Raw genomic sequence first — 24,215 nt, 5'->3', positions numbered from 1 at the left:
TTTTTTTTGGAATCTCACATAACGGTTTGTAGACTTGCGATGGGCGGGCTTTTCAGCACAAATGTTGAAGCGGAGCACAAAACTTTCAGCTTCCACAAAACTGTCTGCGGAGCACGAAACCCCGCCTATTGCAAATGTGATGTTAGCGGCTGGTTTTTCAATACAACTCTTTATCAGTTTTAATAATATTTGCATTAACATTCACAGGTGTGCCACGTAGCAAGGTTTGTAATACTATACAACTTCTTTCTGTCGCTTTTATCAGCTTTTCTGCTAACTCCGTTGAAACGGAATTGAATACAGATATTTCGATTTCAAGACCCATGCTTTGAAATCCTACAGGCACTTCTTTATCCACCATTAGAGTGCCGCGAACATCTACATTTGCTGTGGCTATAACCTTTGTTTTAATCAGGGTAACCTGTAGCCGGTTAGCAATCATTCTAAGTGCAGTATCGAAACAAGATGCTAATGCAGCGCATAGTAAGTCACCTGAATTTGGGAAGTCGTGATGGCCTCCCACTGCTCTATGAACTCCTATTGGGAAATCTACTTTAAGTTCTTCATTAATCGCGACAGATGTATGAAGCGGGTCGTCTAGGTTCTTCCCCTCTATAATAGCCATATCAGTAATCCAGGCTGCTTCTGGATTTTCAATATAACTCGCAATTAGAGGTTGTTGAAGTTCTTTTATGATTGAGTTGCTTGTCATGATGGTGAAGAGTTTAATTAAAGGTGAAAATTATTAAGTCTTGACTTGATACTGTCAGCAGAGCAGATATCGTTTGTGTCCTGTCGAAACACAAAGTGGCTACAATTTAAATTTGTTTTTTCATGCTGTTTAGTTTTGTTGGTCCATTATTCGGTTTTTAATAATCTAGTTGGATGCATGTCGCATAAACTTGCCGCTAACGGTTTCGGGCTTGGCGAAGGTGGCGATTTTCACCATCCCGATAGCTATCGGGATGGATGCTGAGAACCAATGTTTGATTAACCACAAAACTGTCTACTAAGTACTGAACCGCCACTTTTGCCAAACCCGTGTTATACAACGTTTATTTTGGATTATACAGCTTTCCATTTTTAATTACCCAAAGTACATCATCTATATTGTTAATGTTTTTAGTCGGATCTGAATTTAAAAAAAATAAGTTCGCTTTTTTGCCAATTTCAATTGAGCCTTCTTGATTTAATATACCTGTTGCCATTGCCGAATATTTAGTTGCGGCTATTATGGCTTCTAATGGAGTAAAACCGCATTCATTAACCAATAACTTCATTTCGTGTTGAACAAATGTTTCTTGGTCAGAATCACTACCGGCACCAATTAGAACACCTGCTTTGTGCGCTTGCTGAATTATTCTTTTTCCAATTTCGTAAACCCAAACTCTTCGAGGGTCATTTTTCTGTATTTTTAATACGGAAATTGTTGCATCTAAAACCACGTTGTATTTGATCATTAATTTATATAATTCGGCAAAGTCTAATTTTTCAAATTCTTTATCCCAAAACTCCTTTTCATCTCCGTCAGGTTTATGGTTACTCCAGAACTTTATTAAATCTTCATTCTGATCATTTTCATATACCAACATATTCGCGTGTGAAATAGCAATCACACCGCTTGCTATTATTACAGAAGGTTTAGTTAATTGCAATGATGCATGAGACCAAACAGGAATATTTTGCCTTTTAGCTTCTTCCACAATTTTCACCACCTCATTATTGGATAAATTTGCATACATTTTTATACCTGATGCACCTGTGCCTATAGCTTGAGCTACTTCTAATGGCATGTTGGATATACTATCAATTGCTTTCATATAAGGCATCTTTCCGCTTACTCCTCCTTGAGCTGTAGCTATGGTTCTTGGATCAGAGAAGAATTTTTTCCCGGCCATTAATGAAGAATAATAAAGGTTTGGAGCCACAATATCACCAATTAAAGCATCTCTTGATAAACTTGATAATGTTCTTGCATCACCAGCCATATCTCTTACCGATGTAATGCCGGTTAACAACATCTCTCTGAGTACTTTTTCTGCATTATCCCTTCTTTCTTCAGTAGGATCTGTTGCAAAATGTACATGAGCGTCTATTAAGCCGGGAACTACAAATTTATTTCTTAAAACTATGGATTGAACACTGTCATTTGGTATGTAATCTTTTGAAGGTAAAATGTTTTGGATTTTACCGTTTTGGATTACAATGGTATAATCCCCTAGTATTCTTTTTGCGTTGACATCTACAATATTCAAATGGCATAAAGCATAATTATCAAAACTGAACTGTGCGAATGCGGATGACACTCCAATTATAAAAATTATAATACATGTTACTATTTTTCTTGATTTCATCTATTGTATTTTTAATGTTGTAAAACGTTTTGGGGCTTTGCGATGGTGGGTCAATCGAAGCACAAATCTTCAATTTTGTACTAAAGTTCAATCGAAGAACTGAACTTGAATTTTGCAGTTTCGCCCCACTATTGCAAAACCCTTGTTGGCGGTAGTAAGATTTCAGTAAGGCATATTTTGCTCGTACTGTTCTTTCATTAACCCTTCATAGTAATTCTCAATTTCGTCAGCGTAGTCAGTATATTTTGCAAAGACGTCAGCGGTGTGAACAAACAAGGTCATACTTTTTTCGAGTAGCTCTGAAACATCAATGATATTTATTCTTTCTCCTTTATTAAAAGAAGGGTTCTGCTCTTTGTCAACAGGATACCTAAAGGCGTCAGAGTTTTTGTCAAGCGCGTGAAAAGTGCTATTTAAATTTTCAACCTCCTTGCATAAGTCTTTAAAAGATTTTTTGTCCTCCTTTTCAACTTCAATACCATACTTTGATTTTAGGTTTTCAAATGTTTTTTCTACGTGCAATTCGAAAGCCCTAAAGAGATTTTCAAGGTCGTGCGTTCCGGCCTTAACATAGTCATCTTTACCAGAATATTTAGCAAAGTATCGGATGTTCGTTTTAAGTCCCAATTCCATACAATGTCTTGCAAGGAATAGTAACGGATAGGTTATGTAGTCAACGTGAGAATTAGTAGCTAAAACATCTTTTATCAATATGTCAAAACTTCTTTTATAACTTCCCAAATAACTTGGGAAACTCAAATAATAGTCAATAAATGCGTTGAACTGATGTTCTGTCTGTTTATTTCTTTCAATCTTGGTCATGTGTCAATTATTAAGGCTAACTTGTATTTATACCTAACAAAATCAGTCATACCTACCCAAATTGGGGAGATAGGTCTGATAAGTGTCATCTGTAATTTTTAAAGTTAAAGTAAAAAAATTAACTTATAGATCATCGAAAAGGCTTTTAATTTGTTGTATGTTTTTTGTGCTTACGTGCGTGTAAATTTCGGTGGTTTTACTGCTATTATGCCCCAATAGCTCCTGGATGTATCTCAAATTGGTCCCATTTTCTAATAAATGTGTCGCGTAGCTATGTCCAGGTCAATGAAGGCTAGAAATAATTAGATTTTCACCATATTATCCCGTTTCACCACCAGATAGATATCCCCATCCAACCTCAATACCCCATAATCATAACAGAAAAAATAGGTGTTCCCATTTTGAGTTTGATGCAGGTGGGTATGGTAATCAGGGTTGAAACCTTTTAGTAATAGATCGTCTTTTTTGATGCGGACTTTATCACCCTTACACATCCTGGAAAGTACGGCATGGTTCTTTCTCAGAATCGAGTTTACCGGTCGTATGCAGCATTGCTGCCCGGCTTTCATACGGTTATTGAAATTGCTGCGGCATTGATCATCGCAGAATTTTTTGTCGGTACGTCCTCTCAACGTATTGCCGCAGTCTAAACATGCTCTTTCCATATTCCTTTGGATCTATTAGAATGAATTTACAATAAGTCCTTTGATTCGGATATAAACGTATGTATCCGTTTATCCTGCGGTTAATTTCTATCCCTATGCTCAACTTCGAATTGTCATTACCGGGTGGTATGACCTAATTTTTTGTTCAATTAATTTTAAGAAGATGAGTAATCTGAGAAACAGTGTACGCCTGATGGGATTTTTAGGAAATGATCCGGAAGTAAAAACCATAGGCGAAAAAAAGAAAGTGGCCAATATCTCAATCGCCACAAATGATTCCTATAAGAACGATAAAGGGGAGAAGGTAGAGGAGACCCAATGGCATAATCTGGTGCTATGGGACCGGTTAGCTGGTCTGGCTGAGAATTATCTTCGCAAAGGATCAGAGATCAGTGTTGAAGGAAAACTGACCAGCCGTTCTTATACTGATAAAGAGGGTGTTAAGCGTTACGTGACAGAAATTCTGGTATCTGACCTTCAGATGCTGGGTAAGAAACCCTAATGTTCCTGGATGGCTGTTTTGAGGATGCGGTCAGCAGTTTATTAGCTATGCCAAAATAATGGTTTAATTAGTCCATTAATACAATGCATTGCTTATTAAGGTACGAATAGTGTCTTAAATATTTAAGACACTATTCGTATTTTTAATAAAAAGAAATAATATTAATCATTGCTGTCCGGTTAAATTAAGGAATAGCAAGAAATCTTCATTTACGCAATAAATGGGGTGCATTATTAAAAATTCGAAAAGCAAGCCCCCCTGTAACCTTGCCACCCTCTATCGCCGGGTGGGCTCGTTACTTTTGAAGGCCAAAAGTAACCAAAAGCCTTTTTCAATCCCTAGGCGCCCTTTGCCACAAGACCACCACACATCAAAAAACAGGGATCGCTGCTTTTGGGGGATACCAAAATATGAAAGCCGTCCGGATATGATCCCAAAATCTAATGCTCGGAAGTGTTATTTGAAAGAAACTGCATCTATTTTTTGATTTTTCCGACACTGGGGATTGAATCGTCCTTCGGAACCGTTTATCTGTTATGAATGGTAGCTGGGATAGTGCGATGGGTAACAACCGTTCATAAATTACCGGTATTGCTGACTGCAGAGATCGGCCTCCTGGGATTTGGCAGTAAAGGCGTACTTTATCCTTGCATTAACAATCATAAATCACTGCCTTCAAGTAATCCAGAGAAGTGTTGCAGATCCATTCATATATTTCACTTCCCTTAACACGGCTTGGATTACACCGATAGGATAAAGGGTGGATTTACAACAAATACCGGGAAGCCGCGGCTCTTTTGCTTACTTTTCCAGCTGAAGGGAAAAGGAAGTGCCCTCTCCCGCGGCAAGAGCGGGATAATTTCATTTTTAATTGATAATTCACATTTTTATCCGGACACTAGTGAACATTAATTTTTAATTAATTATGATCTATCAATTAATCGGTACTATTATGTTATCTGGCAGATAAATTAATTAAAATCCTTAAAGTCGTCACGTGTATAAACTCCCGGACGGGCATGATCGCCTTCAATAAAATTATAATTTACTTCTTTGATACCTTTCAGTTCGGTGAGTGAAAATGTAACCTCGGCTAAATAGGCCTTCGCACCTTCGGTACCTGATCCGCTTGTTAGGTATCTGGCATCTGCTATCTTCACAAATGCTATATCACCTTCTTGTTTAATCCACTCAAGCTTGATCTGGGGATATTTATAGTTTATAGCGTCAATAATATCAGCCGGACCAAGATTGGTCATATCAGCATCCGGATTTTTTTTGATCTCCATCATCTGGGTGCTGTCGTTTAATTCTACTATCCATGGAACAACAAGGGTTTTACCCAGATCTTCCAGAGCAGCGGACTTTGTGCTTGTATTTTCATCAGTTACTTTTGTTGAATCGGTACGACAAGCCCCGATCATGAAAATTGTAAATATGAGTACTAAATAAAGTTCTTTTTTCATGCTTTAATATTATGGTGTAGTATGTGCAACGGGAATTATTTTTCCATTAAAGAATTTATGTCCGTTTAAGGCAAAATCAGCAACATATTTACCCATTTCAAAGGCTAAAACCGGCGACTGATAATCGGGGAATGCTTTTTCCAGCATTTCTGTCTGGGCTGAACCCAATGCCAGACAGTTTACAGCAATCTGCCTTTCAGCAAATTCTATTGCAAGGCATTCCGTAAGGGTATGAAGTGCTGCTTTACTTGCCGAATAAGCTGCAAGTCCCGGGAATTTCACACTTCCCTGAAACCCGCCCATACTACCAATATTTAAAATATGACTCTTTGGAGGCATCAATGGAGCCAGGTGCTGGATCATTTTGATATGCCCTAAAAGATTGTTTTGTAGCATTTCTGCAAAATCAAGCTGTGTACTTTGCATAAATCCTTTGTTGATCAGAGATCCCGCATTATTGATCAGAACATCAACAGTTCCTAAACGGTCTTTTACATAGGGGATGAGCACATTCTCATAATCATCATGTGCGATATCAAATTTAGCGGCATAAAGGGTACAGTCAGGATTTAAGGCAAAGGCAATTTCCTGTAATTTATTTAGTTTTTCTTCTGATCTGGCCAGAGCCACGATCTTATTATGCTGATTTCCTATCAGCTCTATAACAGCCTCGAATCCAACTCCACTGCTTGCTCCGGTTATTATAATATTCATGATAAATTGTTTGTTAATTGTCCCTGCGCACTGCTTATAAGATAAAATCCATTATGGATCAGGTTGCTTAATTCAGGCTGATTGGAAGCTTTCAATTCCAGATCAATCCGGATCTCTCTGGCAAGTGCTGCATTTAAATTCTCTAACTCTAATATCTCTAAAATTTCCATCGCACAGAGCCAGTCTTCACGATAATTTTGTTTTAAGTTTTTCCATACATCCGCCAGCTCTCCGTACCCGGTATGTGTTTCCCTGCAACTTCGTACAGTATCAAACAAGCTATGATAGTATTTTGTTTTTGCATCATATACAGGGTGGCGGGTTTCAGATGTTGCTTTAAGTGCAATTTCTTCAAAAGCATCCTTATCTGCAGCACCGCAATATACGGAAACCACTTCTTCACCGACGGCCATATCGTAAACTCCCCATGAGGGATCAAAAAACAGCTCTCCCCGTTCGTTCTGTAAGCTGCAATCCAAAAAGCTGATGAGTATTATCTTAGCATTTCGTCTTTCGATCGATCTGACCGTTCCCTTCAGTATTAAGCCGCTGCAAAAGTTTAATTGTGCATTATTTCCTGGTATAATTCCCAGCTTTTCAAGCTCCTGATCACTGGCATTTTCAAGTGCTCTGTCCAGGTTTTTTAGTCGCCCTACCGGTGAAGAAAAACCATGAGCATGCTCTTGTTTACCATGTCCCGCTAATTGTTTGTTTTCGTACGATAATGCACTGGCTCCACTGGTTTTAATGAAATGAAGTTCATCTTTACTGCCCATGGCCATATCGCGGAAAATCCCACTGACCTGTAATCCGGAACTGTAGACCGCAGTACATATATTTCTGCATTCAATAGCTTTGAGTATGCTTTCTGATCCGCCGCGCCTGAAAGCCATTGTATCTGCAAACTCTTCCAGTACTTTGATAAGATTCTGAAAGTTGGGCGTTACAAATAGCTGAGGTTGAGTTTGCGTAATATCAAACGGGAAATTTATGGCATCAGCGGTATACCAGCGTTTTTTAACCTTTGGATCCATACAACTTTTACTCTCACCAATAGATGAAAGCAAGCCGGCACCATAAATTTTAGGATCCTCAAGTGTACCGATCAATCCATATTCTACGGTCCACCAATGCAGGCGGCTTAAAAGCGCCATTTCTGAAGGTTCACCGATGTTTTTCTGACAAAAGCTGATCCTTTTTTCGGCCTTTTTCAATTCTGCAGGATCAGGATCATGCATTTCTTTTAGAATTGATAGCTCGCGGATTGCTTCATACAGCTCAAAATCTTTGGACGAATACATGGCTTTTGCTCCTATTGATCCAAAATAACTCAGGTATTGATGATAGTCCTTATCGGCAATGATCGGTGCATGTCCGGCAGATTCATGAATGATATCCGGAGCCGGTGTATATTCAATGTGATGGAGTTGTCGTATGTCTGCCGCGATAACCAATACCCGGTAAGATTGATATTCCATAAATGCGGCAGGCGGAATAAATCCGTCGACCGTAACAGCGCCCCAGCCGATCTTTTTAAGAGCATCATTCATCACCTGCAGATCCGGGATCTTTTCAATTGACAAGCCGGCTGCTTCAAGTCCCGGGATATACGGGTAATAGGCAATATCCTTTAAATAACTATAATTCTGCCGCATTACATACCGCCAAACAGCATGATCAACGGGAGTATAGTGTTCATAATGTTGCTCAACAATAAATTGCTTGAGATGCTCAGGCAGTTTTTTAACCTGTGGATTATTAAAATCGTTAAATGCAGTCATTATTAATTGGTCTTGCAAGAATTGCTAATATAAAGTTAAGGATTTTTTCGGGTGCTGGTTTTTATGATGGTCTATATTTTGTCAAAAGCAAAGAGGTAATTTTGTATTTTTGACCCTGATATGAATAGAAAAAAGCGAATTCTGGTTACCGGTGTAGCTGGGTTTATTGGAAGTAACCTGACTAACAGTTTGTTACAAAGGGGCAATGTTCAGGTTATTGGCCTGGATAATTTCGATGATTTTTATAGCCGGGAGCAGAAAGAAAAGAATATGTCATCTTTCATTTCCAATGAAGATTTCAGCTTTGTTGAAGGAGATATCAGGAATATGGCAGATCTTTCAGCACTTTCTGAGATTGATGTGATCGTTCACCTTGCCGCTAAAGCAGGGGTAAGGCCAAGTATTCAAAATCCTATTCTCTACCAGGATGTCAATGTATCCGGTACCCAGAACCTTCTGGAATTCGCCCGACAAAGAAATATCAAACAGTTTGTTTTCGCATCATCCAGCAGTGTTTATGGGATCAATGAAAATGTGCCATGGCATGAGGAAGAAAAACTGATGCCGATAAGTCCCTATGCTTCAACTAAACTTTCCTGTGAAATGTTGGGGCATGTTTACAGTCATTTATATGGGATCCGTTTTTTAGCACTTCGTTTTTTTACGGTTTACGGACCTGCGCAGCGCCCTGATCTGGCTATTCATAAATTTTTCAATTCTATTTCCAAAGGGCAGGCAATCCCTGTATTTGGTGATGGATCAACCAGCCGAGACTATACTTTTGTGGAAGATACCATTCAGGGTATTGAGGCGGCTATTGATTATGATCAGTCTGATTTTGAGATCATTAACCTCGGTAATCATCAGACAGTTACCCTAAGTGAGTTGATTCATTCGATTGAAAAGATCTGCGGTAAACAAGCCATTATCGACCGTCAGCCTGAGCAGCCGGGAGATGTGCCCCAAACCTATGCAGATATCAGCAAAGCACAGAAATTATTGAACTACCACCCTAAAACTGAACTTGAAACAGGCTTGCTCAGATTTTACGAGTGGTATAATAATCAAAGAAATAACTCTAAATAATTCTTCTGTTAAAGAAAATTATTTTCTTGCAAGTTTAGGGTATGGTGTATTATATCCTTTAACAGAATACCATAAAATAAGGTTTAAAGTATCTTCATTAGCCTGATCAAGCTCACTTAACTCCATTTCCATCGATTTCTTTGCCCAAAATTTCTTCTTTCCTGATAAGGCTGACAGTTTAGGATTCATTTCATCCAGTGGAATCTGGTTTGGCAAAGCTTTATATGGACTGAAGTTAGGTTTACTAGTGAAGCAATCGGTCATGGGATTTGCGATCATATCGAACTGGCTCATTGGTGATAGACCCAGAATCAGTTCTATGGTACGCAGAATACTGTTTTGGTTGTAATGGGTACTTATAACTTCTCCTCTTTTGGTGTAAGGACTAATACAAAGTGCTACTGTACGGCGTCCATCTACATGATCCAGACCAGCCTGAGGATCATCCTCAATGACGAAAATAGCGGTTTCCTTCCAGAATTTACTATTACTGACCGCTTCTACGATTTGACCTAACGCCAGATCATTGTCTGCAACCTGAGCTCTGGGAGTTGGATAACCTTCTCTCGTTCCTGTTGTATGGTCATTAGGCAAAAGCATGATCATAAAATTGGGTAAGGAGTTCGTTTTTTCATACTCCCTGAATTCTTTGAGAAACTCACCGGCACGGTATACATCTGGTATGGAGCTTGGAAAACCAACGAAGGTAGGGCACAAGTAGGGCTCCAGGGTATGCAATTTACTGGTTGCCTTGATCTTTACATTCCTGGTCCCGTTCTTATAGTCATTATATATCTGAGTCCAGCTGGCATTGGCGGGCTCAACTTTTGCCGATACGAATTCCCCATAATTTCGAAAAGTTAGTCCGGCATCTAAAACTTTATCCCATATAAAACCGGAAGAAGCGAATGCTAAGGCATCATCACCCTCGTAAGGATAACTGCGTACAAAGCCGCCAAAGCTTTTTTCAATATAATCTGTAACGTATCCTTCATTGGTCCACTGATGCCCGTCAGCGCTCAATACCCCATTACAATAAGTATTATCCAGAAGTACAAAATTCTCTGCCAGGGCATGATGGTTAGGAGTAACCTTTCTTCCAAAATGAGTTAATGAACTATCTCCTTTACCTTGGGGAAGATCTCCGAATAGCTGATCGTAAGTTCGGTTTTCTTTAATGATGTACAATACATGTTTGAATACTGACTTTTCTCCGGGACGGGTTGGTACTGGAACAATCCGTTCATTTACACGCTCAAGCCTCAAAGACTGAGTGATCTTTGGCAAACGCATGGTTGTAGCTGCCCTGATCGTATATTCCCTTAAGTTTTCAGAGTTGGGAACTGAAATAAATGAAACTGAACCTGAATGATCATGCGAGTTAATGCCATTTTCACGCAGCCCGGTTTGAGGGCTGCCATCTCCCTTGGTATTGGCAACAAACAGTTTATTTCCATCACTGGATAATATAACTGCTCCCGGATACCATCCGGTGGGGATAAGTCCCTTAACCTTGCCGCTGGTAATGTCTATTACTGCGATGTGATTATTTCCTCCATTAGCTACAAATAGTGTTTTTCCATCAGGACTTACCGTAACCGAGTTTGGTGCGCTTCCAAAGGGTAGCTCAGCCATTGGTTTTGAACTCAAATCTTTTAAAACAGCATTTGTTCTGGTATCGATCACAGATATCAGATCGCTATTTGCATTAGCCAGATAGATCTGCGTCTTATCCGGAGAGAAGATCATCCCGCTGGGATGCAAATGAACATCGATCTCTTTGATAACTTTATTACTTTTCAGATCAATGACAGATACTGTCCCTGATGATGCAATACCTGTTTTAGGGTCGACTACAACATTTGAACCACCTGAAGGACCCGTTTTATCACCCGAGAGCGGCTGGCGGCCACCCCAATTTGAAACATAGGCTTTGCTGTTGTGTACCAGTACGGTGTATGGTGCGATTCCAACCGGGATCTGAAATTCAAGCTGTTTGGTCTTAAGGTTAACGATACCAAGGGTATTATTGCGGCTTAAGGCTACATAAGCATAGCCGCTCTGATCATCTATTGTCAAGCCGCCCGGATAGGAACCAGCTTTATCACTTGTATTCGGACCAGGAAGTAAAATGGCATCATCCCAATTATAAGCTCCATTTGTTGATTTTGCTGAACGCAAATATCCTTTGCTATCTGTAGTCCAGACTTTTTGATCGTCAGAACTCCAGGTAATACCGGTAAAGCTATGGCCTCCTGTCGGTAATTTCAGTGTTTGTATTACATTGTGCTTATCAGCGCTCATAAATACAATGGATGTATTGTTTTTGACAGCTAAAATGGTTCCTGAATTATTCAGGGCTAAATCTACCGGTCTGCCGGGAAAGCTTATAGTCTCTCCTGCAGGATCGATTATTTGGGAAGTAGCAACAATCCGGGTATTATCCTCCTGTGCACCAACTACTGAATTACTTTTAAACTTGTCTTTTGACTTTTCAAATAAAGTATTCAGATTCCATTCCTTATTGTTTATGCCGCAGCCGGATAAGGAGATCAGAGAAAGGAAAGCAATTGAATAGGCATAATTCTGCCTGTTTGATTGGATCATGGTTAATGATCTGTTAGGTTTTGACATAAATTCAAAAATCGATGTGATTACAGACTTCATTGCTTTTGTTTTTAATAAATAAGATATATCCCAAATAATATCGCGCTATTCAATGTGATGTAAGTTCTGAATTGGAAAAGAGTCCAACAATCAATTAAAATTAAACATTCAATGTTAAGTATGTTTTAATTTTTTATAATCAAGCCTGATATTTTTTTGAATGGAATTTATGGCTACGATGTACCCACAAATAATTTCCTGGTATTTGGCAGATGCAAAATGAGCTTTGGCTTATGAGTCAGCTACATTCAAGTTACCCCCTCTTCTCATTTCTCCCATCTCATATCTCCCATCTCACTTCTCAGATCTCACTTCTCAATCTCAATATCCTGCTTCAGCTCAATTTTATTGACACCGATCTCTCTGGGATGAAAAACAAAGTAAATGCCGCTGAATGACAAAAGGGCTGATATACAGTAGAATAGAAGGCTGATGATCACAGCCAGATGCTGATCCATTTCGAAATATTGCGCTCCGTAAACAAAAACAAGCTCCCTTGCGCCTAAACCGCCAACAGTGAATGGGAATATCGCAACCAGAGATGATACCAGGAACATGAACAGGTAAGGAGAGAATTTGCCATCAAAGTTTAGGGCAAATAACAACAGTATTACCGAAACAACCTGCATCGATTGAACCAGTAATGCTTTGGTATGCGTTATAATAAAATTATGACTGTAATCTTTAAAAAATTTCCTCATTACCGCATAATAGGCTACAGTACCAAGTGTTACCACTAAAACCGGAATCCAGTTAGGAATTCCTAGATGTGGTATAAAGATAACAAGTGCCGAAATGATCAGTCCCAAGGCCCATAATCCACTCAGACGGTCAAAAAAGATGGCCTGGAATAATCTGCGTCCTTTTATCTCGAACTTTTTGCGCAGTAAAAATATCTTATAGCCATCGCCTCCTATACCTCCTGGTAAAAATAGATTATAGAACATTCCAAGCAGGTAGATCTTGAAATTAAAGACCTCCGATATCTTCAATCCCATGCCTTTGAAAAAGGTATTCAATCGGGAAGATGAAATGATCTGTGAAATCACAAAAGCTATAAAGGCGAAAAACAGAAACAGGGGATTAGACTTACTAAACGCATCTTTAAGATCATTAAACTCGACCTTTTTTGAAACCAGATATAAGGATAATCCTGTAATTGAAATTTTTAACAGGAGTTTAACGATGTTCCAGATCTTCTTTTTTTCCATTAAAAATTCTTCTTACCTGGTATGTTTTTCTGTTAGTTCCTTCAAAATAGGTGCGGACATTTATTTCTGCTAAAATTCCAAAAGTGATCAATTGTATGCCTCCCAAAAGGAAAATAAGGCCTAAGATCAGGATCGGCTTACCCCAGATATCTTGTCCCATTAATTTAAGGATAAGTAAATAGGTATTGATCAATATACCTAATCCGAGTGAAATGAAACCCATGGTTCCAAACAGATGCATTGGTTTCTGGATATATTTCCTGAAAAAAACCATGGTGATCAGATCGGCCATTACTTTGAATGTCCGGTTTAGTCCATATTTAGAGCTTCCATGAATCCGTGCATGGTGTTTTACATCAACCTGGGTGATACTGGCTCCCTGAAGTTTTGCAAGTACCGGGATAAAGCGATGCAACTCGCCATAAATGCCAAGATCTTCTGCGATCTCACGTTTAAAAACTTTTAGGGTACAACCGTAATCCTTGATGTAAACGCCTGTCATTCTTCTGATTATGGCATTGGCTATTTTTGAAGGAATCTTTCTCAAGAACATTCCATCCTGGCGATTTGCCCGGTTTCCGGCTACCACATCCCAGTCTTCATCTTTCATCTTTTGCAGCATGAAAGGGATATCGGATGGGTCGTTTTGAAGATCACCGTCGATCAGTGCAATATAGGTGCCTGTGGCATGGTCAATACCTGCAGTCATAGCAGTACTTTGTCCGTAATTTTTTCGTAGTTCTACCAGCGTAATGCGGTCGTTAGCCTGTTCGCGAATTTGTTTCTGGGTACCATCATCAGAACCATCATCCACAAAGATCACTTCATAATCAATATCTTTCAGAGCATCATGTATGGCTCCGATAAGCGGGATAATATTGTCTCGTTCATTCAGAACGGTTATCACAACAGAAAGTTCTCTCATTTGATATGGAACAGTTTGAGGTTTTGATACGTTTTAACCAATATCGCATCCGGGTTTTTTAAATCCCTGTCAAAGGTAAAATAATAACCTGGCTTAGCATCGTCCTCGGTAAATTTCACCTGTTTCATCCGTGTTTTTTGCAGATAAAATATCATTTTATCATGAAAAGGAATATCGGCCTCTGAGGGATGATATTGATAAAAATAAAGTGGTTCTTCCCGTGTAATAGTACCCATTTCTACGGCAGCTGAGCGGAAATAGTTATCATCCATGTTTTCTAGCCTATGCGGAAGTATAAACCAGCTGAATGCCAATCTGACAAGCAGCAGAAGTGTAATAAAGGCTATTAGTTTACTTGATTTGAGTTTCCAGATCAGAAAAGTGATCACAAGGCTGACAAACAGCAGAAAAATAATCTTGATATTCAGATAGCTAACAATGCTCTGCAGATCAAAAAAGAGTGCGGCGGGTATACATATACTAACTCCTATAGCAAGAATAAGCAGGATTTGGTTGAATATTTTATTCATGACCGGAAGCCGGTCACGGTAAGTATAGTAGGCATGGCTCCACAGAATGAAAAGGAGGGGATACAGCATCATCAGGTACCTCGGCCTTGTTATTGGAGATAGCCAGTACACCCAGATATTTGCTAAGAAAACAACAGAAATAAAGGTCAGGAAAGGATTCTGTTTAATTCCGGATATGAAATCCTTATGGATGCAAAATAAAAGTAGCAGACTTGCCGGGAATAGGTGTCCAGCATGTTCAAACGGGAACTGGATGATGTGAATTAAACTTTGGTACAGTCCAAATTCTGTAGCAGTTCTTTTACTGCTCTGATCCCAGATGGTGCTGAAATAGCCCTCAAGATTGGGGTTAAACTGATAATAATTATAAAAATAGGCGCTAATGATCAGTAAACAGACCAATCCGCTGACAATATGCTGCCAGCTGAATAATTTTTTTAAATTTTTAGTGTATGCCAGTACAGCGATCAGTGTAAAGCCCTGAAATACGATGGATGGAAGTCCTTTTGACAGGAAAGTAATTGCTGTAATCACATAGGAAATCAGGAATAGCAGGAACCAGTTTTTTCGCTGAAGGAAGTAAAAGATCAGCATAAAGGAGCTGAAAGTAAGCCAGGAATAGAAAATATCAATATGCCCTAGCATTGAGTCATAGATCAGCATACGGCCATTGACCAGAAAGAGGAGCCCGCTAAGTGCTGCAATTCGTTTGTCTTTCAGAAAATAATTGACTGACAGATATATGCTTATCGCATATAAAAACATGGGGATGATTGCTGGCAGGCGTGTGGTAAATTCTGAATAGTTACCGCTTAACAGATAAAAACCTGCCAGGATCCAGTTGTAAAGAGGTGGCTTGTTATAATAATATTCTGCCCCAATGGTAGGGACTGAAAAGTTCTTGCTGATGATCATTTCAAGGGCCACATTTGCTCGTGTAGGTTCATCAGCAAACAGTGGCAGAAGTCCTAGATTGATTAAAAAAGGAGGGATTGATAAAATGATCAGCACAAAGAATACCTGGCCCGGGTTCTTGATCAGGAAGTTTTCCAGTTTTTGAATCATTAAGGGCAAAGATATAAAAGCAAAAGAGAGATTTGAATTATCAAACCTCTCTTTTCAATAGTAATTTGAAATGCTAAATACTAGCCTGTACCGTACCTGCCGATGAAATGAAATTTGAAATGGCAAGATCCTGGTCTAAATAATTTGATGTATAGTCAGCCGCAGGTCCATTAATAAATAAGCAGGTTTGCCCTTTAATCGTGTTGATTATTGTTTTCGTTAACTCTACAGGAAGAGCTGGACAACCATGGCTTCTGCCTAAGCGGCCTGTTTGATTAACAAACGACTGGCTTACATATTCGGCACCATGAATAACTACTGCACGATCTCTGGCATTGGTATTGAAACCCTTATCCATGCCTTCAAGCTTCATAGAAAGTCCGTGTTTGCCAAAATAGGTTTCACTGGTAACATAAAATCCAAGGCTGCTCTGATGTGAATTGGGCTTATTTGAGAAATTTGTTGCCAGATCAAGTCCGCTTCCCTGCCCATGGGCCACAAGGGTATTGAACAAGAGTTTGTTTTCCTTTAGATCAACGATCCAAAGTCGTTTCTGACTGCTTTTTTTGCTGAAATCGATTATTGTAATAATGGCTTTTTCTGCTGATAGTAATTGTGTTTTTTTGAGGTTATAATAACCGATCAGCGCTTTTTTAAAGACTGTTTCATCCAATCCGTTTTCGGCAAGCTTTGCCTGAACATAGACTGAAGACATGTACTGAGTGAAAAGTTCTGCATTTACTGTGGCGTTGTTAGCTGCTGGGATAACATTGACTTCTTTAGGTGTGTCAAAAAATTCTAACTGAGAATTGTTTGTTGAAACCCAGCCAATTGCAGGGATAGTTGTGGCTAATAGTAGGACTGTGATTGACCAGATAGATAGTTTCTTCATAAATACTTATTAGATGTATGTGCCTAATTAACGAGTTACCAGGTAAATTATTGCTTTAAATAATTCGTTTTAAAAGCGATAAACTGCTTTTTTTATTTTTACAAAGATACATACTTCTAAAATAGCATGTGTCACAACAAAGTCGAAAGCTTATACCTGACAATGAGGTATTTAGGATTAAATCAAAACCTGAATAGATTATATTATTTAGTAAAAAGACCTGCTGATGCATCTCAGCAGGTCTTTCTTAGTTAAAATCGTAATGAACCCTTCCGTCTCAAGTTAACATTGTCCTCCTGGTGAAAATCATTGTCCTCCTGGTGAAAGTCAGCAACTTTCCAACGAAAACTGATTAAGTCATCCTGACGAAGGTCAGGACGAAAGTCAATGTCATCCTGACGAAAGTCAGGATCAGGACAATAAATTCTTCCAGCTCACCAGTTTACCCAATATCGTATCAAGATCGGCAGCATTCACACGTTCCTGCTCCATACTATCTCTATGTCTGATTGTGACGGTATTATCCTCAAGTGTCTGATGATCAGCGGTTATACAAACAGGTGTTCCTATTGCATCCTGTCTGCGGTATCTTTTTCCGATAGAATCTTTTTCATCATACTGTAAATTGAAATCCAGTTTGAGAAGATCCATGATCTCACGTGCCTTTTCAGGTAATCCATCTTTTTTGGTCAGAGGGAATACCGCAGCCTTAACAGGAGCCAGGCATGGATGCAGGTGTAATACGGTTCTTGAATCTTGCTTTTCTTCGGTGCTCAGATCTTGTTCTTCGTATGCATTACAAAGAGTCAGAAGAAACATTCTGTCTAAACCTATTGAAGTTTCAATGACATATGGGACATAATTCTTGTTTTCAACCGTATCGAAATACTGAAGTTTTTTACCTGAGAATTTCTCATGCTGACTCAGATCAAAATCTGTACGGCTATGAATTCCTTCAACCTCTTTAAATCCAAATGGGAATTCAAATTCTATATCTACAGCGGCATTTGCATAATGTGCCAGCTTTACATGGTCGTGAAAACGATATTTCTCTGCAGGAGTACCTACCGCAAGATGCCATTTAAGTCTTGATTCCTTCCAATGTGCATACCATTCCATTTCTGTACCGGGCTTGACAAAGAATTGCATCTCCATCTGTTCAAACTCGCGCATACGCATGATAAACTGCCTGGCTATAACCTCGTTACGGAAGGCTTTACCTATCTGTGCTATTCCAAATGGGATACGCATTCTTCCTGATTTCTGAACATTCAGGAAGTTAACAAATATACCCTGTGCAGTTTCCGGACGGAGATACACCTCATCAGATCCTTCGGCCATTGCACCCATTTGTGTAGAGAACATCAGGTTGAACTGCCTGACGTCTGTCCAGTTTCTTGTTCCTGAAACCGGACATGCAATTTCATGCAGTTCGATCAGCTCTTTCAATTTAGGTAGATCATCAGCAGCTAATGCAGCATCCATATCGGTCTGTAATTGATCAGCCTTTTCTGATTTGCCATCCTTAATATATCGCGCTATCTTATCTTCGATCAGGTTGTCTGCACGGTAACGTTTTTTGGAATCCTTGTTGTCGATCATCGGATCAGCAAATCCGTCGACATGGCCGCTTGCTTTCCAGATCTTTGGATGCATAAATATGGCTGAATCGATACCTACAATGTTCTCGTTCAGCTGCACCATACTTTTCCACCAGTAGGTCTTGATATTATTCTTTAATTCAGATCCAAGCTGCCCGTAATCATATACTGCACTTAAACCATCATATATTTCACTTGAAGGGAATACAAAACCATATTCCTTGGTGTGAGAAACTACATTCTTAAAAAGTTCGTCGTTGTTTTTGCTCATAACATTGCAAAGATAGTATTGGAAATTAATTTTTCCCTGTTTAGTTATAAAGTAATAAGTGGTAAGTTGTAAGTAATAAGTTATAAATTATAGGTAGTAAGTCATAAGTGGTAAGTTTTGATAGATCTTTATTCAAATTTGAATGGAGTTCTGTCTGATTATAAATCATTTCCTCATTCTCTAATTTCCTCATTTTCTAATTTTCTAATTTCCTCATTCTAATTGTTCTAAATATTAACTTTGAGCCATGAGTATCGTGGTAGAGAACCTCAGTAAAACTTACGGAGAGCAAAAAGCAATAAACGGGATTTCATTTCAGGCTCTTCCTGGCAGCGTTCTTGGTTTTCTAGGTCCCAATGGCGCCGGAAAATCTACTACTATGAAGATTTTGACCTGCTTTATTCCTCAAACATCAGGAACTGCCCGTGTTTGTGGCTTTGATGTGAGTACGGATTCAATGGAAGTCCGCCGTCATATCGGTTACCTTCCTGAACATAACCCGCTTTATCTGGAAATGTATGTTAGGGAAGCTCTCGGTTTTATCGGTGCTATTCACAAAATTGATCAACCTGAAAAACGGATCAATGAGGTGATCGAACTTTGCGGTCTGGGGGATGAACAGAACAAGAAGCTTGGAGCCTTATCAAAAGGGTATCGCCAGAGGGCAGGACTTGCGCAGGCGATCTTTGCTGATCCAAAGGTTCTGATACTGGATGAACCTACCTCCGGACTTGATCCGAATCAGGTAATTGCCATCAGAACCCTGATCAGGGATTTGGCAAAAACAAAAACAGTCATACTTTCAACACACATCATGCAGGAGGTAGAGGCAATCTGTGAACAGGTGATCATCATAAACAAGGGTAAGATTGTCGCTGACGATACATTAAGTGATCTCAGATTGAAGCACAATAACAAAAGTCTTGAGAACATCTTTATAGAACTAACCGGTTCACATGTTCATTAAGCTGAATTTATTTAGTTAAAATTGTCTCCTGAATTAAAAATCAAAATAAGGTAAGTGATCAGTATCCTTTATAAAGAAATAAGTGGCTTTTTTACCTCCCTGGTAGCCTACATGACTATGGCTGCTTTTCTGCTGGTCACAGGTCTATTCCTTTGGGTTTTCCCGGATTCCAGTATTCTGGATTACGGTTATGCCGGTTTGGATAGCTTTTTTAACATCGCTCCCTATCTGTTTATTTTCCTTATTCCTGCAATAACTATGCGCTCTCTGGCTGAGGAGAAGAAGGATGGAACATTTGAATTGCTTGCTACCCGACCGCTCAGCGACTGGGATATTGTTTTAGGTAAATTCCTTGCTTCTTTAGCAATTGTTATACTTACGCTTCTTCCAACACTGATCTATTATTTCAGCGTTTATCAGTTAGGAATAACCAGGGGAAATATAGATACAGGTGCTGTAATTGGCTCTTATATTGGTTTGATTTTGCTGGGTTCAGCATTTACTTCAATCGGCCTGTTTACTTCATCATTAGGCAAAAATCAGATCATCGCATTTACAGTTGCCGTGTTCCTTTGTTTCTTTACATTTAGTGGGTTCGACTCGATCAGCTCAATCATCTCTTTGCAGGGAATTGCCGGCTTTTTAACCGGATTGGGTATTAATCAGCATTATCAATCAATTAGCAGAGGTGTTCTTGATACCCGTGATCTGATCTATTTTCTGAGTTTCACTGCGCTCTTTTTAATGTTAACCAAAACAATACTGGGAGGCATAAAATGGTAAATCGCAGGAAGAATGATTTGACCAGACTGGCTATTTTTCTTGCAGGTATCATCCTGCTTAATTTTGTGGCATCCATATTTTTTACCCGCTTTGACTTTACAGCAGAGAAGCGATACACACTTTCGCCGATCACGAAAAGTATTCTGGCTGATCTGCAGGATCAGGTGCAGATAACGGTTTACCTTGAAGGAGATTTTCCGGCAGGGTTTAAGCGATTGAGAAACTCTACCGATGACCTTTTGCGGGATTTTGATTCTTATGCAGGCGGCAAGCTGGAGTTTGATTTTGTGAATCCGCTTACAGGAGATCAAAAATCGCAGGAAGAAGCCTATCAGCGACTGATCGATTTGGGTATTGAACCTACTAATCTGAGCGTGAAAACTGAAGATGGCATGTCGCAGAAATTAATTTTTCCTGCAGCTCTTATCACTTATAAAGGACTTCAGATTCCCGTTAAACTTTTACAGAACAGGGCAGGTATCAGTCCTGAAGAAGTATTGAATAATTCAATTCAGAATCTGGAATATGCCTTTGCCAGTGCTATAAAAAAAGTGACCACCGGTGGATCTGTTCGGATTGGTTTTACTGAAGGACATGGAGAGCTGAATGACCTGCAGCTCAGTGATGCTATTAAATCTTTGGGTGATTCTTACGAGGTAGGGCGGGTTAACCTGGGAACTATTCCATTTGAAGGGCTTGACCGGTTAAAGGTTCTGATCATTGCAAAGCCTGAAAAGCCCTTTTCTGAAGCAGATAAGTATAAGATCGATTATTTTGTGATGAATGGAGGAAGCCTGATCTGGTCTATTGATCAGGTAAATGCGGAGCTCGATAGTTTGCGCGGTGCCGGGGAGCAGCTGGCATTTCCTAAAAAGCTGGATCTTGATGATATACTTTTTAAATATGGCGTTCGCCTTAACTATGATCTCATTGCTGATATGAATGCAGCCCAAATTCCATTGAATGTTGGGGATGTTGGCGGACAGTCGCAAATTCAGCTTTTGCCATGGTTATTTTATCCTGTTTTTGTTCCTGTTTCCACACATCCTCTGGTTAAAAACCTCGATGGGATCAGATCCGAGTTCCCGGGAACAATAGACCTGATCGCAGTAAAAAATGTTCGTTCGGAGGTGATCTTATCTTCTTCGCCCTATAGCCATAAGCTGGAAGTTCCTACTATGCTATCTCTGCAAATGGTTGAACAGGAACCAGATCCGAAATTGTTTCAGGGTACGCCAATGCCTGCAGGAGTGCTATTGGAGGGAAATTTCCCTTCAAACTTTAGGAACAGACCAGTCCCACAGGGGATTGCCGAAAAGGTTACTATTCCTGAAATAAGTAAGACAGGCAAAATGATCGTTCTTGCAGATGGGGATATTTTCAAGAATCAGATAAATACAACTGACGGGTCTCCTTATCCTTTGGGGTTTGATCGTTATTCCCAACAGCAATATGCCAATAAAAGTTTACTGCTGAATGCTGTGGATTACCTTAGCGATGATTCAGGAATTATAGGTCTTCGTAATAAGGAGATAAAGTTAAGATTGCTTGATCGGGCAAAAATCAGGCAGGAAAAAACATTTTGGCAGCTGATAAATATAGCTTTGCCAATAATATTGTTGATAGTATGTGGTATTTTTCAACATTACTACCGTATTAGAAAGTATACACGTTAAATTGTATATTTTTGATCTTTAAAAATCCGCAGATCTTAAATTAATAAGGGTGGATATTGGCTGATTAGGAACTACCAAAAAGCTTTACTATTATTGTTTTTCAGATATTTGAATATGAGATTTATAGTTTCAACTTCTACATTATTAAAGCAGCTTCAGGCTGTTAACGGTGCTTCGAGTAGCAGCACGGTATTGCCAATTCTTGAAAACTTCTTGTTTGAGATCAAGGCTGGAGTGCTCACTGTTTCTGCTACTGATCTGCAGACCAGTATGACAACCTCTCTGGCTGTTGAATCAAAGGAAGATGGAAAGGTGGCCATTCCATCTAAAATTCTTCTCGAAACATTGAAAACATTGCCTGATCAGCCGATCTCTTTTTCTGTAGATGATAAAACATTTGCTATTGAGATAAATGCGGGTGATGGAAAATATAAACTTAGCGGAGAAAATGGAGAAGATTTCCCAAAGATCCCTGTAGTAGAAAACCCTTCATCTGTTGCAATGCCGGCTTCAGTTTTGGCAGAAGCAATTAATAAAACCTTGTTTGCAGTGAGTGGCGATGAATTGCGTCCTGCTATGACAGGTGTTTATTGCCAGTTAAGTCCGCAGCACATAACATTTGTTGCAACTGATGCGCATAAGCTTGTAAGATATCGTCGTTTGGATACGAAGTCTGATGCTCCGGCAACATTCATTTTGCCGAAAAAGGCCTTGACCTTATTGAAAGCATCACTTCCATCTGATGACGTGAGTGTAGCGGTTGAATATAATAATACAAGTGCTTTCTTCAGGTTCGGTAATATCAATTTGATCTGTAGATTGATTGATGAGCGCTATCCGGATTATGAAGCTGTAATTCCAACTAATAATCCTAATAAACTGATCATCGACAGGGCATTATTCCTGAATTGCCTGCGACGTGTAGTGATATTTGCTAATAAGACCACCCATCAGGTGCGTTTGAAAATTACCGGTAGCGAATTGAATATATCTTCTGAAGATATTGATTTTGCAAATGAAGCGCATGAACGCCTTTCATGTCAATATGAAGGTGAAGATATGGAAATTGGATTCAACGCTAAGTTCCTGATCGAGATGTTAAATAACCTCAGCGGAGAGGAAGTCCTGCTAGAAATGAGCAGCCCTAACCGTGCCGGATTATTAATGCCGCAAACTCATGATGATGCGGAAGATGTTCTGATGCTGGTTATGCCTGTGATGTTAAATACATATGCATAAACCTGAATCTTTATAAATTAATTTGAGATAGCCTGGCAAATCGCCGGGCTATTTTGTTGAATGACTATCCCAAAGAATTCATTTTGTTTTTAATGCTACTGCAATTCAAATTGGCATATTCGATTTGAACGATTGCTCAAGAGGTAAATGGAAAGCATATCTATATTCAGGGATAATTAATCATAAAAAAGCAATTTAAATAGAAATATCAGGGCTTTTGGTCTGAGTTTTATATTTTTGCGTTATAATTAGCGCAAGACTTGGAACTTATACAGCAACTTCTCGATTTTATCCTTCATATAGATAAGCATTTAATAGAAATTGTGCAGGAATATCAAACCTGGACCTACCTGATACTCTTTTTGATAATTTTCGCTGAAACCGGGTTTGTTGTTACTCCATTTTTACCGGGTGATTCGCTTCTGTTTGCAGCAGGGGCTATAATTGCCAATCCTGACAGTGGCTTGAATATCTTTATAATGTGTATTTTACTGATTGTTGCAGCTGTTTTGGGCGATCTGGTTAACTATCATATTGGAAATTTTATTGGTCCTCATGCCTTCAGCGGTAAGTATAAATTACTGAAAAAGGAATACCTGGATAAAACACAGACATTTTACGAAAAACATGGTGGTAAGACCATTATTTATGCCCGTTTCGTACCTATTATCAGAACTTTTGCCCCTTTTGTAGCTGGTATTGGTACAATGAGCTACCTGAAATTTGCAACCTATAATGTAACCGGTGGAGTATTATGGGTTACTTCATTTTTATTTATTGGTTACTTTTTTGGTGGCCTGCCTGTCATCAAGGATAATTTTACATATGTCATCTTTGGCATAATTATTCTCTCTATTCTTCCACCGGTTATTGAGGTGATTCGGGAGAAACGCAAAGTCAAGCCCTGAATCTGGTAAATTCTTAAAGCCAATTCTACCATTCATTATTTAAGATCTATCATTTATTATCTTTTTTTTCATTTTTTTAATAAATAAGCT

The 24,215-nt window shown here is 39.1% G+C and carries 20 protein-coding genes and 1 pseudogene; 7 read left to right on the top strand and 14 right to left on the bottom strand.

Annotated features, from left to right (window positions below; all coding sequences use genetic code 11):
- Positions 1–157: 157 nt before the first annotated feature.
- From BLR27_RS04745 to BLR27_RS04725, 5 genes and pseudogenes are all read right to left on the bottom strand, one after another.
- The gene (locus tag BLR27_RS04745; protein ID WP_090701018.1) at positions 158–712 is read right to left on the bottom strand and encodes an OsmC family protein; all 555 of its coding nucleotides are present in this window, start codon (positions 710–712) and stop codon (positions 158–160) included.
- A 343-nt stretch (positions 713–1,055) separates the two neighbouring features.
- The gene (locus tag BLR27_RS04740) at positions 1,056–2,354 is read right to left on the bottom strand and encodes an amidohydrolase family protein (RefSeq protein WP_090701015.1); all 1,299 of its coding nucleotides are present in this window, start codon (positions 2,352–2,354) and stop codon (positions 1,056–1,058) included.
- Between the two features lie 162 nt (positions 2,355–2,516).
- Positions 2,517–3,176 carry a hypothetical protein gene (locus BLR27_RS04735; protein WP_221406294.1) on the bottom strand — a complete coding sequence of 220 codons (660 nt, stop codon included), beginning with the start codon at positions 3,174–3,176 and terminating at the stop codon, positions 2,517–2,519.
- A 123-nt stretch (positions 3,177–3,299) separates the two neighbouring features.
- Positions 3,300–3,440, bottom strand: a pseudogene (locus BLR27_RS04730) (tyrosine-type recombinase/integrase); the annotation flags it as partial.
- A gap of 38 nt (positions 3,441–3,478) precedes the next feature.
- On the bottom strand, positions 3,479–3,841 hold the full coding sequence (locus tag BLR27_RS04725) for a hypothetical protein (RefSeq protein ID WP_090701009.1): 363 nt from the start codon (positions 3,839–3,841) through the stop codon (positions 3,479–3,481).
- A gap of 163 nt (positions 3,842–4,004) precedes the next feature.
- On the opposite strand from BLR27_RS04725, the gene BLR27_RS04720 reads away from it, so the two are divergent.
- A complete protein-coding gene (locus tag BLR27_RS04720) occupies positions 4,005–4,343 on the top strand; it encodes a single-stranded DNA-binding protein (RefSeq protein ID WP_090701006.1) in 339 nt (112 codons plus the stop codon).
- Between the two features lie 971 nt (positions 4,344–5,314).
- Here the strand turns inward: BLR27_RS04720 and BLR27_RS04715 are convergent.
- Genes BLR27_RS04715 through BLR27_RS04705 form a run of 3 tightly spaced genes read right to left on the bottom strand, consistent with a single transcriptional unit; the run spans position 5,315 to position 8,304 of the window.
- On the bottom strand, positions 5,315–5,809 hold the full coding sequence (locus BLR27_RS04715) for a hypothetical protein (protein WP_090701002.1): 495 nt from the start codon (positions 5,807–5,809) through the stop codon (positions 5,315–5,317).
- 9 nt (positions 5,810–5,818) lie between these two features.
- On the bottom strand, positions 5,819–6,523 hold the full coding sequence (locus BLR27_RS04710; protein WP_176767609.1) for an SDR family oxidoreductase: 705 nt from the start codon (positions 6,521–6,523) through the stop codon (positions 5,819–5,821).
- Positions 6,520–8,304 (bottom strand): aromatic amino acid hydroxylase, encoded by a 1,785-nt coding sequence (locus BLR27_RS04705; protein ID WP_090700995.1) that lies wholly within the window; start codon positions 8,302–8,304, stop codon positions 6,520–6,522. Before BLR27_RS04705 ends, BLR27_RS04710 begins: the two co-directional genes overlap by 4 nt.
- 120 nt (positions 8,305–8,424) lie before the next feature.
- Here BLR27_RS04705 and BLR27_RS04700 point away from each other — a divergent pair, with 120 nt between their 5' ends.
- Positions 8,425–9,390, top strand: coding sequence for a GDP-mannose 4,6-dehydratase (locus BLR27_RS04700; protein ID WP_090700991.1), 966 nt, complete (start codon positions 8,425–8,427; stop codon positions 9,388–9,390).
- Positions 9,391–9,408: 18 nt separating this feature from the next.
- Here the strand turns inward: BLR27_RS04700 and BLR27_RS04695 are convergent, their stop codons facing one another.
- The 6 genes from BLR27_RS04695 to BLR27_RS04670 form a co-directional block, all read right to left on the bottom strand.
- On the bottom strand, positions 9,409–12,057 hold the full coding sequence (locus BLR27_RS04695; RefSeq protein WP_090700988.1) for a bifunctional YncE family protein/alkaline phosphatase family protein: 2,649 nt from the start codon (positions 12,055–12,057) through the stop codon (positions 9,409–9,411).
- Between the two features lie 308 nt (positions 12,058–12,365).
- The gene (locus tag BLR27_RS04690; protein WP_090700984.1) at positions 12,366–13,268 is read right to left on the bottom strand and encodes a lysylphosphatidylglycerol synthase transmembrane domain-containing protein; all 903 of its coding nucleotides are present in this window, start codon (positions 13,266–13,268) and stop codon (positions 12,366–12,368) included.
- A complete protein-coding gene (locus BLR27_RS04685) occupies positions 13,237–14,193 on the bottom strand; it encodes a glycosyltransferase family 2 protein (RefSeq protein ID WP_090700980.1) in 957 nt (318 codons plus the stop codon). The genes BLR27_RS04690 and BLR27_RS04685 overlap by 32 nt, the downstream gene beginning before the upstream one ends.
- Complete coding sequence (locus BLR27_RS04680) at positions 14,190–15,788, bottom strand: ArnT family glycosyltransferase (protein WP_090700976.1); 1,599 nt, start codon at positions 15,786–15,788, stop codon at positions 14,190–14,192. The genes BLR27_RS04685 and BLR27_RS04680 overlap by 4 nt, the downstream gene beginning before the upstream one ends.
- A gap of 73 nt (positions 15,789–15,861) precedes the next feature.
- Positions 15,862–16,680: a murein L,D-transpeptidase catalytic domain family protein gene (locus tag BLR27_RS04675; RefSeq protein ID WP_090700971.1), complete on the bottom strand. Its 819-nt coding sequence runs from the start codon at positions 16,678–16,680 to the stop codon at positions 15,862–15,864.
- A 411-nt stretch (positions 16,681–17,091) separates the two neighbouring features.
- The gene (locus BLR27_RS04670) at positions 17,092–18,552 is read right to left on the bottom strand and encodes a glycine--tRNA ligase (protein ID WP_090700968.1); all 1,461 of its coding nucleotides are present in this window, start codon (positions 18,550–18,552) and stop codon (positions 17,092–17,094) included.
- A 247-nt stretch (positions 18,553–18,799) separates the two neighbouring features.
- On the opposite strand from BLR27_RS04670, the gene BLR27_RS04665 reads away from it, so the two are divergent.
- The 5 genes from BLR27_RS04665 to BLR27_RS04645 all read left to right on the top strand — a co-directional run bounded on the left by BLR27_RS04665 (position 18,800) and on the right by BLR27_RS04645 (position 24,125).
- Positions 18,800–19,519: an ATP-binding cassette domain-containing protein gene (locus tag BLR27_RS04665; RefSeq protein ID WP_090700964.1), complete on the top strand. Its 720-nt coding sequence runs from the start codon at positions 18,800–18,802 to the stop codon at positions 19,517–19,519.
- 54 nt (positions 19,520–19,573) lie between these two features.
- Positions 19,574–20,302, top strand: coding sequence for a gliding motility-associated ABC transporter permease subunit GldF (gene gldF / locus BLR27_RS04660; protein ID WP_090700960.1), 729 nt, complete (start codon positions 19,574–19,576; stop codon positions 20,300–20,302).
- On the top strand, positions 20,296–21,978 hold the full coding sequence (gene gldG, locus BLR27_RS04655; protein WP_090700956.1) for a gliding motility-associated ABC transporter substrate-binding protein GldG: 1,683 nt from the start codon (positions 20,296–20,298) through the stop codon (positions 21,976–21,978). Before gldF ends, gldG begins: the two co-directional genes overlap by 7 nt.
- 114 nt (positions 21,979–22,092) lie before the next feature.
- A complete protein-coding gene (gene dnaN / locus BLR27_RS04650) occupies positions 22,093–23,217 on the top strand; it encodes a DNA polymerase III subunit beta (RefSeq protein WP_090700951.1) in 1,125 nt (374 codons plus the stop codon).
- 260 nt (positions 23,218–23,477) lie between these two features.
- The gene (locus tag BLR27_RS04645; protein ID WP_090700948.1) at positions 23,478–24,125 is read left to right on the top strand and encodes a DedA family protein; all 648 of its coding nucleotides are present in this window, start codon (positions 23,478–23,480) and stop codon (positions 24,123–24,125) included.
- Positions 24,126–24,215: the final 90 nt, after the last annotated feature.

The sequence above is a fragment of the Daejeonella rubra genome, assembly GCF_900103545.1.
Lineage (GTDB): Bacteria > Bacteroidota > Bacteroidia > Sphingobacteriales > Sphingobacteriaceae > Daejeonella > Daejeonella rubra.
The sequence above is the reverse complement of the archived record's forward strand: the minus strand, read 5'-3'. Positions and strand labels throughout refer to the sequence as shown.

What these genes read in the sequence shown, in the direction of transcription:
- BLR27_RS04745 (WP_090701018.1), bottom strand. Translation starts at nt 712, where the DNA reads ATGACAAGCAACTCAATCATAAAAGAACTTCAACAACCTCTAATTGCG.
- BLR27_RS04740 (WP_090701015.1), bottom strand. Translation starts at nt 2,354, where the DNA reads ATGAAATCAAGAAAAATAGTAACATGTATTATAATTTTTATAATTGGA.
- BLR27_RS04735 (WP_221406294.1), bottom strand. Translation starts at nt 3,176, where the DNA reads ATGACCAAGATTGAAAGAAATAAACAGACAGAACATCAGTTCAACGCA.
- BLR27_RS04725 (WP_090701009.1), bottom strand. Translation starts at nt 3,841, where the DNA reads ATGGAAAGAGCATGTTTAGACTGCGGCAATACGTTGAGAGGACGTACC.
- BLR27_RS04720 (WP_090701006.1), top strand. Translation starts at nt 4,005, where the DNA reads ATGAGTAATCTGAGAAACAGTGTACGCCTGATGGGATTTTTAGGAAAT.
- BLR27_RS04715 (WP_090701002.1), bottom strand. Translation starts at nt 5,809, where the DNA reads ATGAAAAAAGAACTTTATTTAGTACTCATATTTACAATTTTCATGATC.
- BLR27_RS04710 (WP_176767609.1), bottom strand. Translation starts at nt 6,523, where the DNA reads ATGAATATTATAATAACCGGAGCAAGCAGTGGAGTTGGATTCGAGGCT.
- BLR27_RS04705 (WP_090700995.1), bottom strand. Translation starts at nt 8,304, where the DNA reads ATGACTGCATTTAACGATTTTAATAATCCACAGGTTAAAAAACTGCCT.
- BLR27_RS04700 (WP_090700991.1), top strand. Translation starts at nt 8,425, where the DNA reads ATGAATAGAAAAAAGCGAATTCTGGTTACCGGTGTAGCTGGGTTTATT.
- BLR27_RS04695 (WP_090700988.1), bottom strand. Translation starts at nt 12,057, where the DNA reads ATGAAGTCTGTAATCACATCGATTTTTGAATTTATGTCAAAACCTAAC.
- BLR27_RS04690 (WP_090700984.1), bottom strand. Translation starts at nt 13,268, where the DNA reads ATGGAAAAAAAGAAGATCTGGAACATCGTTAAACTCCTGTTAAAAATT.
- BLR27_RS04685 (WP_090700980.1), bottom strand. Translation starts at nt 14,193, where the DNA reads ATGAGAGAACTTTCTGTTGTGATAACCGTTCTGAATGAACGAGACAAT.
- BLR27_RS04680 (WP_090700976.1), bottom strand. Translation starts at nt 15,788, where the DNA reads ATGATTCAAAAACTGGAAAACTTCCTGATCAAGAACCCGGGCCAGGTA.
- BLR27_RS04675 (WP_090700971.1), bottom strand. Translation starts at nt 16,680, where the DNA reads ATGAAGAAACTATCTATCTGGTCAATCACAGTCCTACTATTAGCCACA.
- BLR27_RS04670 (WP_090700968.1), bottom strand. Translation starts at nt 18,552, where the DNA reads ATGAGCAAAAACAACGACGAACTTTTTAAGAATGTAGTTTCTCACACC.
- BLR27_RS04665 (WP_090700964.1), top strand. Translation starts at nt 18,800, where the DNA reads ATGAGTATCGTGGTAGAGAACCTCAGTAAAACTTACGGAGAGCAAAAA.
- gldG (WP_090700956.1), top strand. Translation starts at nt 20,296, where the DNA reads ATGGTAAATCGCAGGAAGAATGATTTGACCAGACTGGCTATTTTTCTT.
- dnaN (WP_090700951.1), top strand. Translation starts at nt 22,093, where the DNA reads ATGAGATTTATAGTTTCAACTTCTACATTATTAAAGCAGCTTCAGGCT.